Consider the following 12,531-nt stretch of genomic DNA (forward strand, 5'->3'; position numbering starts at 1 on the left):
GACTGACTTAGCTCGCTGCGCTCGACGGTCACACTCGGTTCCGTTGATACTTTACCCAATTGAGGTTTTGAGAATGAACGCCATCGACTTTTCCCTGCTGGTCGTGCCTTTCCTGGCAGGGCTGCTGGTGCTGTCCACCCATGTGCCCCTGGGCCGGGAGGTTCTGGGTCGGGGCATCATCTTCATCGACCTGGCCATCGCCCAGGTAGCCGGACTGGGCGTGATCCTGGCCCAGTTCTGGCAAGGGGAGGAAGCCGCCGTGGGCAGTTCCCTGACCCAGCTCACCGCGGCGGGGGCCGCCTGCGCCGGAGCCCTGTTGCTGACCTGGACCGGTCGGCGCTGGCCGGAAATACAGGAAGCCCTGATCGGCCTGCTGTTCGTGTTCACCGCCTGTGCCGGCATCCTGCTGCTGGCCCACGACCCCCATGGAGGCGAACATCTGACAGACCTGCTGGCGGGCCAGATCCTCTGGGTCGGCGGCAGCCAGTTGATCCTGCCGGCCCTGATCTACGGGGCCCTGCTGGTCCTGTGGTTCCTGGCCCGGCAACGCCTGGGAGACGCCGGCTTCTACCTGATCTTCGCCCTGGCGGTGACCTTCTCGGTGCAACTGGTAGGGGTGTTCCTGGTCTTCGCCAGCCTGATCGCCCCGGCCCTGGCCAGCCGCCACCGCCCTGGGTGGGACGGGCTCGCCCTGGCCTATGGCATCGGCGCCCTGGGTTACGGCCTGGGGCTGGCGGCCTCGGCCCTCTGGGACCTGCCCGCCGGTGCCGCCACCGCCGCCCTGCTCTGCCTGCTGGCCCTGACGGGACTGCGCGGAAGGAAGACCATCCCGGGGTAAACTGCGGGCTTCATTTGCGGAGCATCCCCCATGGAGCAGTATCACGGCACCACCATCCTTTCCGTGCGGCGCGGCAATGCCGTGGCCCTGGGCGGCGACGGCCAGGTCACCCTGGGCAACATCGTGGTCAAGGCCAGCGCCCGCAAGGTGCGGCGCCTCTACAACGAAAAGATCCTGGCCGGCTTCGCCGGCGGCACAGCGGACGCCTTCACCCTGTTCGAGCGCTTCGAGGCCAAGCTGGAAAAACATCAGGGCAACCTGGTCAGAAGCGCCGTGGAGCTGGCCAAGGACTGGCGCACCGACCGCATGCTGCGCCGCCTGGAAGCCATGCTGGCGGTGGCGGACCGGGAAAGCTCCCTGATCATCACCGGCAACGGCGACGTGCTGGAGCCGGAACTGGGCATCGTCGCCATTGGCAGCGGTGGCCCCTACGCCCAGGCGGCGGCCCGGGGCCTGCTGGAGAACACCGAACTGAGCCCCGCCGAGATCATCAAGAAGTCCCTGACCATCGCCGGGGACCTGTGCATCTACACCAACCAGAATCATCTGATTGAAACCTTGGAGTGAGGCGTCATTCCGGCGAAGGCCGGAATCCAGGAAAATAAACGAACTGGACCCCGGCTTTCGCCGGGGTGACGGACTTAATCAGCATTTCCCTCGCTCCTCACCCCTTACTCCTCACGCCCCCCGCACCCATGACCCAAATGACGCCCCCGGAGATCGTCTCCGAACTCGACAAGAACATCGTCGGCCAGGGCCGCGCCAAGCGCGCCGTGGCCATCGCCCTGCGCAACCGCTGGCGCCGGGCCCAGGTGGCCGAGCCCCTGCGCCAGGAAATCACGCCCAAGAACATCCTGATGATCGGCCCCACCGGCGTCGGCAAAACCGAGATCGCCCGTCGCCTGGCGCGACTGGCCAATGCCCCCTTCATCAAGATCGAGGCCACCAAGTTCACCGAAGTGGGCTATGTGGGCCGGGACGTGGACACCATCATCCGCGATTTGGTGGAGACCGCCATCAAAGACGGCCGGGAACAGGCCATGCGCCTAGTGCGGGACCGGGCCATGGACGCCGCCGAGGACCGGGTGCTGGACGTGCTACTGCCGCCGGCAAGGGCCGTGGGTTTCGGTGAATCCGCTCCCGCCGATGACAACACCACCCGGCAGAAATTCCGCAAGAAGCTGCGGGAAGGCGAATTGAACGAAAAGGAGATCGAGATCGAGGTGGCCGCACCCGCCGCCCAGATGGAAATCTTCGCTCCGCCAGGCATGGAGGAACTGACCCAGCAGATCCAGGGCATGTTCCAGAACATCGGCAACGGCAAGCGCCGCAGCCGCAAGATGAAAATCGCCGAGGCCCTGAAGGCCCTGACCGACGAGGAAGCCGCGCGCCTGATCAACGACGAGGAAGTGAAGGCCCAGGCCCTGCGCAACGTGGAACAGAACGGCATCGTCTTCCTGGACGAGATCGACAAGATCGCCAGCCGGGGCGAGACCCAGGGCTCCGACGTCTCCCGCCAGGGCGTGCAGCGGGACCTGCTACCCCTGGTGGAGGGCACCACGGTGTCCACCAAGTACGGCATGATCAAGACCGACCACATCCTGTTCATCGCCAGTGGCGCCTTCCACCTGTCCAAGCCTTCGGACCTGATCCCGGAATTGCAGGGGCGCTTTCCGATCCGGGTGGAGCTGGACTCCCTCTCGGTGGACGACTTCGTGCGCATCCTCACTCAGACCGACGCCTGCCTGACCCGCCAGTACCAGGCCCTGCTGGGCACCGAGGACGTGGTACTGGAATTCGCCCCGGACGGCATCCTGCGCCTGGCCGAGATTGCCTTTCAGGTCAATGAGAAGACCGAGAACATCGGCGCCCGCCGGCTTTACACCGTGATGGAAAAGCTGCTGGAGGAAGTCTCCTTCGAGGCTGGCCGCCAGTCGGCCCAGCAGGTCAAGGTAGACGCCGCCTATGTGGACGGCCGCCTGGGCGAGCTGGCGAAGAATGAAGACTTGTCCCGCTATGTGCTGTGAACATGGATAGCAAGACTTGCCGGGAGACAACGTGCTCCCGGTATCCCGCACGGTGATTTAGCACCCCATGGACTTGGCCCTGCGCATTCTTTCCATCCTCTTCCCCATGTTCGCCCTGGTGGGGATAGGCTATTTTTACGGCCGCCGCCACGAATCCGACATGTCCGTGGCCAACCGGCTCAACATGGACGTCTTCGTCCCCGCCCTGGTGTTCTCGGCCCTGGCCAACAAGGCCTTCGATCTGGCGACTTACGGGAATCTGGCCTTGGCCATGGCCATCCAGATGCTGGGCTCCGGTGCCGTGGGCTGGGGAGTGGCCCGTCTGACCGGCATCCAGCCCCTGACCCTGGCCCCCACGGCGATGGTCAACAACAGCATCAACCTCGGCGTGCCCCTGGCAGTGCTGACTTTCGGCCCGGACATTCTGCCCCTGGCCGTGGTGCTCTTCGTGGTCTCGACCACGATCCATTTCTCCTTCGGCGTCTGGCTGCTGGATCATCATGCCAAGCTGCGCGGACTGTGGCTGAAGCCCGTGGTCCTGGCCACTATGGCCGGCCTGGCTGTTGGCTCCATGGGCATGCCCATGTGGGAGCCCCTGGCCCTGTCGATGAAAATGCTGGGCGATATCTCCATCCCCCTGGCCCTGTTCAGCCTGGGCGTGCGCCTCACCGAAGGCGCCTTGAAGGGCTGGCGTATCGGGCTGGTGGGCGCCGTCACCCGCCCCGTGGCCGGCATGGTCCTGGCCTGGGCCGCAGCCCGGGGACTGGGGCTGGATACACGCCAGAGCGAACTGCTGTTCCTCTACGGTGCCCTGCCACCGGCGGTGATGAATTACGTATTCGCCGAGCGCTACCACCAGGAACCGGACAAGGTGGCCTCCATCGTCCTGGTGGGCAATATGGCCTCGGTGGTGTTCCTGCCCGTAGCCCTGGCGCTGGTGCTGTAGCAGAACTCAGTCGAGCAGGTTGCCGCCCACGCAAGCGGTAATGTAGGCATAACAGGTGCGAGGGTCATCGGCCAGATCCAGAAAGGAGATGGTGCGACGCTGCCAATCGCGGAAATCGGGAACATTCCGCACCAGGGAGATATCGCGCAGGGCCATACCCCAGTCCTGGAAGACCCGCCGCTGGGCTGGCCCCTCGATGACAAGGCGGACATCCTGGTGGCGTGGGTCCGTCCGGATGCGATCCATCAGCTGAGCAATTGCCTCCCGTCGCCCCTCCAGCATCTGCATGAAATAACCATCCTGATGGATCAGGCAGCCGGTAATGCCCTCCGCACGATTGCAGTTTCGCGCCTGTTTCAGCAGGCTGGCGAGATCGTCGGCCGACATGGGTGCCGTCGCCCGGCTCACATAGATCAGGAAATGGAGTGACACTTCCTCGGCGGGACTGCCAGTCCGATTCATTTCAGCATTCACCCGATCGATGAACTGTTCCATCATCAGGGGCTGGTGAAAATAGTAGCCTTGGCAATAATCGCAATGATGGGCCCGCAGTTCCATCTGCTGTTCAACATTCTCCACGCCCTCCGCCACCAACTGGAGTCCCAGTGCCCGGCCCAGGCCGGTAACGGCACGGATCACCGCCCGATTTTCCTGGCTTTTCTCAATGCCATCCACGAAAGCCCGGTCGATTTTCAGCACATTGACCGGCAGCCGGGTCAATTGGGAGAGGGACGAATAGCCGGTACCGAAGTCGTCCACCGCCAGACGCAGCCCCAGATCCGTCAGGCGACGCAACATCCGCAAATTGGCGTCCACATTCGCCATCAGGGAAGTCTCGGTGATTTCCAGCAACAGGCGGGAGGCATCGGCCCCGGTTTCCTTAAGGATGGAGACGAAATCCTCGACCAGGGACTCCTCGCCCAACTGCCGAGCCGAGAGATTCACGGAAACATAGGGAGCCGCCCCGCCCCAGCGGGAACGCCAGTTCACCTCTGTCTCGCAGGAGCGACGGAACACCCAGCTACCGATAGGCACAATGGCCCCGGTCAACTCCGCGATGGGAATGAATACTCCCGGGGACATTTCTCCTTCGGGGGGATGCCAGCGCAGCAAGACCTCGCCACCCACAATTCGGCCGCTCTCGGTCACGACAATGGGCTGGAACCGCAGCGAAAGCTCGTTGCGCTCGATGGCCAGACGCAAGCCATTGGTGATGCTCAACCGGTGCCGGGCCTTTTCCTGCAGGCTTTCGTTGAAGAACTGCCAGCCATCCCGTCCGTGCAGTTTCACCGCATACATCGCCGTATCGGCGTAACGCAGCATGTCGTCAGCGGAATGGGTGCTCCCCGTGCCGATGGCGACCCCGATGCTGGCGGTCACGAACAGGGCAGACAGCCCTTCCACCTCGACAGGCACACGTAGGATGTCATTGATCCGGTCGGCCAGAGCTGCCACGACAGCTGGCTGCTCAAGCTGTTCACAGAGCACCACGAACTCGTCCCCCGCCAATCGGGCCACGGTGTCCCCAGGCCGCACCTGGGCGATCAGGCGATCGGCAACCGCCTTCAGCGCCATATCGCCAACGGCATGGCCATGGCTGTCATTGATCAGCTTGAAACCATCCAGATCCACGAACAACAGGGCCACGCTCAAACCGCTACGCCGAGACCGATGCAGGGCATTGGTGAGACGTTCCCGAATCAGATCCCGATTAGGCAATCCGGTGAGCGGGTCATGGGTGGCCCGCCAGGTCAGGCTCTCTTCCGCCAGCTTGCGCTCGGTGACGTCGCGCAGGGTGGCCACCAGCAGCCAGTCCTGTCCATTACGGAATTTGGCGATGGAAGCTTCGAGCGGGAAAAAACTCCCATCCTTGCGATAACCGGTCAGCTCACTGCGACCTGCCATGCGGCGCTCATGCTCATCCCCGGCGATAAACGCCTTGACCAGTTCTGCATGACGCTGCCGGAAATGGGGTGGCAGCAACAGGTGTATCGACATACCGAGCATTTCCTCGGGGTCGTAACCGAACATCTTGCAGGCACTGGGATTGGTCTCAGTGATAAGACCATTGGCATCAGCCGCCAGGATCGCCATGTCCGCCAGGGAAAGTATCTGCTGGGCCGTGCCGACGCGGCGCATCGCGGCCCCCACTTCTGCCGCCAGGCGGGCAGCCACCTGGGGTGATGTTTGCGATTCGTGCATCCGCATCACCTGTATCTGGTCCTGGTAGCGTTCCGGAATGCAGGGCGGGTTTACACCAAAGTCCTCGACGATGCTGAAGGAACCATCGGCATTGCAGCGGGACAGATAGGTATGAACGCTGGCATGGTGGGTCCTGGCATCCATCTCGACCAGTCCTTGCGGTCCCCGGACTAGAACCCGCTCCAGGGCATCCACCAGGGCCTCCGCCTCCGTGGCACCGGCAGCCTCAACGGCCCGGGCAAAGGCATGAACGCAGAGGTAGGCACCCTCGCCGAAATTGGTGAGCACGCCGTTGCCTTGGGGCCAGATACCATTGATGCCCGGTTGGCGCGCCAGCCGTTCGAGATAACATCGGTTCTCTGGGGTATCCAGAGTCATGAAATAGGTATTGCTGGAATAGAAGCCCTCCCGGACATGGGGCGGCAGGCAAGCCGCCATCACCTCGTCGTAGTGCCCCATCACCACGGCCATGTGCTTCTTCAGGCCCATTTCGGTAAAGCTGTTCAACAAGGCGATCTGGTCCGCGCCAGCGAAATAAGGCACGAACACGTCGGCCCCGGAATTGCGCACCTGATGCAACAAATGCTCGATCGACTCCCTGGATGCGCCCAGGGGCAGGTACTCCTCACCAACGATATCGCCTTCCACCCTTGCCAGAGCGAGCTTGGCCGCATCCACCGAACCTCGGGGCCATTCGTAATTATTGCCCGCGAAGAACATCTTCGGCCCGTAGCGCGCCGCCATATAGGGGATCATGCGGTCGATCTGCTGATTCGGCAGAGCAGCGAAATTAAAAAAGTAGCGGCCGGCGATGCTGCCTTCGTAGAAGGAAAAGTTGAGCAGGGGAATCCGCTTCGACTCCGCCACCTGTGCCGCGACGGCGATCCGCGAATTGGACAGCAGATTGCCAATGATGGCGACACATTCATGGTCGTCCACCAGACGGCAGGCGGCCGGTACCGCCGTCACCGGCAGGCTGCCATCATCCTCGACCACCAGTTCCAGCCGGCGACCGAGAATGCCGCCCTGTTCGTTGATCTCCTCGCAAGCGATCCGAGCGGCCCAGGTGATCTCCGGACCGTAGATGTCGACCAGGCCTGTCAGAGGAGGCATCAGGCCAAGTCGAATTGGATTAGTCATGAGGTATGCAGGGAGTAGTTCATGGGCGATATAACCCTGATGATTGTATAGATTATCCCTACCCGACAACCGCCCTGGGAGCAGCTTAAGTCGAACGTAAAACACCGGATCTGGCTCGCAACTGACCGCAGCCCCCCTCCACGTCCTGGCCGGCGGAATGGCGCAACTTGGTCAGGATGCCGCGCCGATGGAGGCGGCGGGCCATTTCCGCCGCCTGCTCCCAGTCGGGGCGACGGAATTCGAGGCCCTCGATACGGTTGTAGGGAATCAGGTTCAGCACCGCGTACTTGCCCGTCAGCAAGCGGACGACGCCTTCCAGCTCGTCCTCACCGTCGTTGATTCCCGCCAGCAGCGTCCATTGATACTGGATCGGATAGCCGGTATGGCGGGCGTAGTCCTCGGCCAGATCCACCAGCTCGGCCGGTTCCATCGGCGGGGCCTTGGGCAGCAAGCGGCGCCGCAGTTCGGAATTTGTGGTATGCAGGGACAAGGCCAGGGCCGGCTTCACCACGCCCCGGGGCAGGCGCTCGAAGACACGACGATCGCCCACGGTGGAGAAGACCAGATTCTTGTGGCCGATGGCTCCCTCGGTACCCAGCAATTCGATGGCTTCAAGCACATTGTCCATGTTGTGGGCCGGCTCCCCCATGCCCATGAACACCACCTTGCTGACAGGCCGCCGGGAGCGGGCCAGCACCACCTGGGCGATGATTTCCGCGCTGCCCAGTTGCCGCAGCAGTCCATCCCGACCGGTCATGCAGAACACACAACCCACCGCGCAACCCACCTGGGTCGAGACACAAAGCCCGCCCTTGGGCAGCAGTACGCTCTCCACCGTCTGGCCGTCAGCGAGCCCGATCAGCAGACGGGAACCATCCTCTCCCGGGTGCTCGGAACGCAGGCGGGCCAGGCCCTCCAGTTCCAGGGCCAGATCGGGCAGCGCCTGGCGCAAGGCCAGGGGAAAGAATTGTTCGGAGCGGTGGGCACTACCGTCCAGAGGGAGGCGTTGCAGCCATGAGCGGAGCAGCACCTGCTCATGGCAGGCCTTGGCACCCAGAGCCCGCAGGCGCTGGCGGAGATGTTCGATGCGCATGAAAGGAATACGAGGCGGGCATGAATGTGCCCGTGACCCGGCAGTCTACTTCACGGCTTCCCATTGATCGTGGCTTACGGAACAGGATCGGCAGCCGCCAGCCCGAATACCTTGAAATTCTGCCGGTTTTGCGGCGGGGTCAGACGAGTGGGTAATGACCCTGACGCCCTGCACAGCATCACCAAGGCGAACCCAACCGACCACTCAGCCTTGGCGGGTCGGATACATCATCACCACCTCGGCACTCAAAGCCACCGCATCCCGCTGGTTGAGCATCTGTAATCCGCAGGTCAGGAGACCCATGCCGGGACGTGTCCGGGATGTCCGTGCAGAGAGGGTCCGGTAGCGGCAGCGCAGGGTGTCGCCCAGATAGAAAGGAGCATGGGCCTGCCAACGGTCGCAAAGGTGCCCGGCCTGGCCACTGTCCGGCGTACCCATACGGCACCACTCCTTGAGCCAGAGGGCAAAGCCGATATCGAAGGCCAGCATGGGCTGGACGATACGGGCACCGAACCGCCCGGCCCGGGCAAACTCCGCATCGCCATGATGGCCGCCATTGTCGCCGGTGAAGCCGCCATAACCGACCACGTCCGCCTCGGTCAGAGTGCGGCCCTCGGTCTGGCCGGCATGGCTGCCAGGCTGGAAGTCCTCCAGGAAATAGACACGTCCCGGTACCGGATCGAATTCCTCGGCTGGCCAGGGGACCCGCGCTGAATCGGGCAGACGTGCGCCCGACGATGCCGGCAGTTGCAGCAGCAGGTGGCCATCCGTGACCGGCTCGTCCCGCTGGTTGAGCATCTGGAAGCGAGTCTGCACAGGGCCGAACCCACGCCCCTCCGCAGCCTGGCGTTCCATACGCCAGCGACAGCGCAGGGTGTCGCCGGGCAGGACCGGGCTGCGGTAATTCACCTCGCAGCCGGAAAGGTAGGCCTCCGGATGGCGCCGCCCCACTGTCAGCGGCGCCTCCTGGGACAGGCTGCCCAGGGCCCAGCTGCCGGAAATCAGGCCATGGGCGATACGGCTGCCATAGGGCAGGCTGGCGCCGTAATGCTCGTCCAGATGAATGCGGTTGTAGTCGCCGGTCAGACAGGCGAAGGTGGTGATGTCCTGCCCCCCCACGGTACGGGGTGAGGTCTCCCCTTCCAGGAGGGCAGGATAGTCGGCGTGAAGCAGAGCGGTCTTGGGCATGGCGTGTTCGATGAAAGGATTTAGCGTAATGGAAACAGCAAATCAAACCTACGAGCGAAGCGAGCCAAGACAGTCACCTCCTCCGCGAGGGGGAGGCTGGGAGGGGGTGGGCCTTCCTGCTGCTTTTCCGGCCAACCGGCATCGTTCTTCATCGAAGCCTTCCCTATTTGGTTCCGACTTGGCCGGCTTACGGTATCAGCACCACCCGCCCCGTGGCCCCCCGGGCGTCCAGCAGCCGATGAGCCTCGGCGGCCTCGGCCAGGGGCAGGCGGGCGTGGATCAGGGGCCGGAGCCGGCCATCCCGCACCAGTTCCATCGTCTGGCGCAGGGCGGAGCGGGTGATATTGTCGGAACCGATGATGGACAGGCTTCGCACCAGGATATAGCCCAGGTTGAGTTCGAAGCGACGAGCATCCACATTGCCCACCACGACCACCCGGCCATGGGCGCGCAGGCTGCGCAGGCAGCCATTGAGGGTGGGCGCGCCGACGCAATCGATGGCCGCATCCACGCCCTCACCACCGGTTTCTGCCATCACCTGCTTGTGGAAGTCGCCCGTGCCATTGACGATCACGTGATCCGCCCCCAGAGCCCGCAGGCTGTCAGCCTTGGCGACGCTGGAAGTAACGGCCCAGACCGTGGCCCCCAGCAGCTTGGCGGTCTGAAGGGCGGCGGAGCCAACCCCACCGCTGGCCCCGGTGACCAGCACCCGCTCCCCCAGCACCACGCCGGCGGCATGAGCCGTGTTATTGAAGCCGACGCCGGTGGCGGAATACAGGGTGGCCGCCACATCATAAGGAATATCCGGCAGTAGCCGCTCCAGACCCCGCTCGTGGGCCAGAACGTATTCGGCGTAGCCACCGTCGGCCGTCAGGCCGAAGGTCTCGTTGCCGAGCAGGCAGCGGCGCTCGTCACCCCCCAGGCAGTGCTCGCAGTGGCCGCAACTGGCGGTGTATAGATTCAGTACCCGGTCTCCCACTGACCAGCGCTCCACGCCCGGCCCTATGGCCATTACCTCGCCGGCGAATTCATGGCCCGGGATGATGGGCGTCCGGATCATGGGCACATCGCCGCGCCGGTCGATCACGTCCCGGTAGCCCACGCCGCAGGCATGGACCCTGACCAGCACGTGGCCCGGCGTCACTGTCGGCGTCGGTACCTCCTGATAGACCAGTCTGGACGGATCTCCGACCTGTTGCAAGACCACAGCCTTCATCATGTCGCCTCCAATGCCATGAGGAACTTTTTAACACGGACAGAAGGCCACCCGAAGCATGGCGGGTTAAATGCGAACGGGGAGGCGTGATGACGCAGGTGGGCAACGTGGAGCAGACATTGCTGGCCCCCATGACGCGGGGAGTCCGCAGAAGCTGACGGAGAAGTTCGACACGAATGAAAGTGAAGGCGAAGCGAACCTGAAACCGCCCACGATCGAGTCGCCGGAGCACCCCCCGAATCATGCCATCATCAAACCCGTGCGATCAGCCGCCGGGAATGACGATGATCAGCAGCAATGCCCAGGCTATCAGTCCTACCCCCATGATTCCGTAGGCGATGGATGCCGCCTGGGTGTCATCCCTGACCTTAAGCAGCACCGCCACCCCGTGATAGATGACGATGCAGGCCAGACCAAGGGCCAAGCAGCAGAGGGCGACATTGAAGAAGATGTTGGGCACGAAGAGGCCAAGAGACGACAGCCACAGAGGAATGGGAGCAGCCACAGCCAGCAGGGCTGCATGGCTGCGATCGGCGGCAAAACCGTTGATGGCGGCGATCCAGCGGATGACATGGGCCATGGCAAGCACCGTGGCCAGCTCGGCCACCAGGAAGATCAGACCGATGCCAAGCCAGTTGCGGGCGGCGAGGCCTGGCATGAATATGTCGCCCTGATAGGTACCGGCGTAATAGAGCATGACCGGGGGCAGCAAGGAGAGGGGAAGGACGATGGTGAAAAAGACCCGGCTCAGGGAGGGGTGGGTGCGGCCCAGGAAAAACCAGGCTGTCCGAATCACCGAAGATAGGTTTGCACACTGGTAGGTGGTCATGGCACGATCCTTTCGCAATGGCGACCAACCGCTAGACAGCTGGCCCGGACGGATAACATATCACATCATGATGTATTTTTTAGGCGATCCCCGAAATGAAGTCAAGCAGGCCCGACAAGATTCTTGAAAAACCCGACCTGGAGCGTCTATCCCACTTCCGTTTTCAGCTTAGGCAGTTCCTCCGGGTGAGCGAAGACCTGTGCCGCGAGGCACGAATCACACCCCTGCAGTATCAGTTGCTGCTGCATGTACGAGGAATGCCGGGCCGCGACTGGGCCAACATCGGTGAACTGGCGGAGCGTCTACAGGCCAAGCATCACGGGGTGGTCGCCCTGGTGACCCGTTGCGAGCAAGCGGGTCTGGTGGAGCGCCGGCAGGGAACGGAGGACCGCCGCCAGGTGGAGGTTCACCTGACGGCTCGCGGGGAGAAAATCCTCCTCCGACTGGCCGAACTGCACCAGCCGGAATTACAGCGCCTGCGGGATGAGTTCGCCCTGCCAGGCTGGATGTGACGACCGACCTATTGTGCCATCGCGGCCATCAGGCGACTGAAGTCCCAGAATGCGCGCAGGGAAAGAATTTTGCCGTCGGCATCCACCTTGTAGATGGTGACCATCGGGGTTTCCGAAACGGTGCCGTCAGGCATGGTGGTGCGCCCCACCCAGACATTGGCGCATTCGTCACCGCAGGGATAGGAAGCGTGAATCTCGTAGTCGAAGCGGCTGCCACCGGCGGTGATAATGTTGTCGTAGAAGGCGGCGACGGCAGCCTTGCCACGATGGCCCAGACCATCCGGATTGAAGAGGGAGGGCCCGACCGGGTCCTGCACCACGCAATCTTCAGCAAAGAGGGCCAACCAGTCATTGCGGCGGCCTTCCTTGACCATCTGGGGAGAAATGAAACTGGCCAATTGTGCCGGGGTCTTGGCTTCCATCATGTATCGCTCCTTGTGGTTTATGAATTATTAGGAGTTCGATGATAACTCCACCCGATCCTTATCGTCCGTTACGGGAGACCAGGCCATTTGTCCGCATTTGTCGTCGCACCACCCT

11 protein-coding genes are annotated in these 12,531 nt (G+C 63.1%); 5 read left to right on the forward strand and 6 right to left on the reverse strand.

From position 1 onward, the window contains the following. The first annotated feature begins 73 nt into the window (after positions 1 to 73). The 4 genes from DENOEST_RS11635 (at position 74) to DENOEST_RS20525 (ending at position 3,811) form a co-directional block, all read left to right on the forward strand. Positions 74 to 838, forward strand: a complete 765-nt coding sequence (locus DENOEST_RS11635) for a metal ABC transporter permease (RefSeq protein ID WP_145771226.1) — start codon at positions 74 to 76, stop codon at positions 836 to 838. A gap of 30 nt (positions 839 to 868) precedes the next feature. After that, positions 869 to 1,405, forward strand: a complete 537-nt coding sequence (hslV, locus tag DENOEST_RS11640; RefSeq protein WP_145771227.1) for an ATP-dependent protease subunit HslV — start codon at positions 869 to 871, stop codon at positions 1,403 to 1,405. A 128-nt stretch (positions 1,406 to 1,533) separates the two neighbouring features. Further along, a complete protein-coding gene (hslU, locus tag DENOEST_RS11645; RefSeq protein WP_145771228.1) occupies positions 1,534 to 2,865 on the forward strand; it encodes an ATP-dependent protease ATPase subunit HslU in 1,332 nt (443 codons plus the stop codon). A 67-nt stretch (positions 2,866 to 2,932) separates the two neighbouring features. Continuing rightward, on the forward strand, positions 2,933 to 3,811 hold the full coding sequence (locus DENOEST_RS20525) for an AEC family transporter (protein WP_197970597.1): 879 nt from the start codon (positions 2,933 to 2,935) through the stop codon (positions 3,809 to 3,811). A 6-nt stretch (positions 3,812 to 3,817) separates the two neighbouring features. Here the strand turns inward: DENOEST_RS20525 and DENOEST_RS11655 are convergent, their stop codons facing one another. The 5 genes from DENOEST_RS11655 to DENOEST_RS11675 form a co-directional block, all read right to left on the reverse strand. Beyond that, a complete protein-coding gene (locus tag DENOEST_RS11655) occupies positions 3,818 to 7,153 on the reverse strand; it encodes an EAL domain-containing protein (protein ID WP_145771229.1) in 3,336 nt (1,111 codons plus the stop codon). An 85-nt stretch (positions 7,154 to 7,238) separates the two neighbouring features. Further along, entirely contained in the window at positions 7,239 to 8,246 is a 1,008-nt protein-coding gene (locus DENOEST_RS11660; protein ID WP_145771230.1) for an RNA methyltransferase, read from the reverse strand. A gap of 204 nt (positions 8,247 to 8,450) precedes the next feature. After that, the gene (locus tag DENOEST_RS11665; protein WP_145771231.1) at positions 8,451 to 9,434 is read right to left on the reverse strand and encodes a MaoC family dehydratase; all 984 of its coding nucleotides are present in this window, start codon (positions 9,432 to 9,434) and stop codon (positions 8,451 to 8,453) included. Between the two features lie 187 nt (positions 9,435 to 9,621). Continuing rightward, the gene (locus tag DENOEST_RS11670) at positions 9,622 to 10,653 is read right to left on the reverse strand and encodes a quinone oxidoreductase family protein (RefSeq protein WP_145771232.1); all 1,032 of its coding nucleotides are present in this window, start codon (positions 10,651 to 10,653) and stop codon (positions 9,622 to 9,624) included. Positions 10,654 to 10,915: 262 nt separating this feature from the next. Further along, entirely contained in the window at positions 10,916 to 11,479 is a 564-nt protein-coding gene (locus tag DENOEST_RS11675) for a YIP1 family protein (protein WP_145771233.1), read from the reverse strand. A gap of 95 nt (positions 11,480 to 11,574) precedes the next feature. Here DENOEST_RS11675 and DENOEST_RS11680 point away from each other — a divergent pair, with 95 nt between their 5' ends. Further along, a complete protein-coding gene (locus DENOEST_RS11680) occupies positions 11,575 to 11,991 on the forward strand; it encodes a MarR family winged helix-turn-helix transcriptional regulator (RefSeq protein WP_145771234.1) in 417 nt (138 codons plus the stop codon). An 8-nt stretch (positions 11,992 to 11,999) separates the two neighbouring features. Here the strand turns inward: DENOEST_RS11680 and DENOEST_RS11685 are convergent, their stop codons facing one another. Next, positions 12,000 to 12,416: a nuclear transport factor 2 family protein gene (locus tag DENOEST_RS11685; protein ID WP_145771235.1), complete on the reverse strand. Its 417-nt coding sequence runs from the start codon at positions 12,414 to 12,416 to the stop codon at positions 12,000 to 12,002. Positions 12,417 to 12,531 lie beyond the last annotated feature (115 nt).

The sequence above is a fragment of the Denitratisoma oestradiolicum genome (assembly GCF_902813185.1).
Lineage (GTDB): Bacteria > Pseudomonadota > Gammaproteobacteria > Burkholderiales > Rhodocyclaceae > Denitratisoma > Denitratisoma oestradiolicum.

Coding starts and splice junctions, on each gene's coding strand:
- DENOEST_RS11675 (WP_145771233.1), bottom strand. CDS start 11,479: ATGACCACCTACCAGTGTGCAAACCTATCTTCGGTGATTCGGACAGCC.
- hslU (WP_145771228.1), top strand. CDS start 1,534: ATGACCCAAATGACGCCCCCGGAGATCGTCTCCGAACTCGACAAGAAC.
- DENOEST_RS20525 (WP_197970597.1), top strand. CDS start 2,933: ATGGACTTGGCCCTGCGCATTCTTTCCATCCTCTTCCCCATGTTCGCC.
- hslV (WP_145771227.1), top strand. CDS start 869: ATGGAGCAGTATCACGGCACCACCATCCTTTCCGTGCGGCGCGGCAAT.
- DENOEST_RS11670 (WP_145771232.1), bottom strand. CDS start 10,653: ATGATGAAGGCTGTGGTCTTGCAACAGGTCGGAGATCCGTCCAGACTG.
- DENOEST_RS11685 (WP_145771235.1), bottom strand. CDS start 12,416: ATGATGGAAGCCAAGACCCCGGCACAATTGGCCAGTTTCATTTCTCCC.
- DENOEST_RS11680 (WP_145771234.1), top strand. CDS start 11,575: ATGAAGTCAAGCAGGCCCGACAAGATTCTTGAAAAACCCGACCTGGAG.
- DENOEST_RS11665 (WP_145771231.1), bottom strand. CDS start 9,434: ATGCCCAAGACCGCTCTGCTTCACGCCGACTATCCTGCCCTCCTGGAA.
- DENOEST_RS11660 (WP_145771230.1), bottom strand. CDS start 8,246: ATGCGCATCGAACATCTCCGCCAGCGCCTGCGGGCTCTGGGTGCCAAG.
- DENOEST_RS11635 (WP_145771226.1), top strand. CDS start 74: ATGAACGCCATCGACTTTTCCCTGCTGGTCGTGCCTTTCCTGGCAGGG.
- DENOEST_RS11655 (WP_145771229.1), bottom strand. CDS start 7,153: ATGACTAATCCAATTCGACTTGGCCTGATGCCTCCTCTGACAGGCCTG.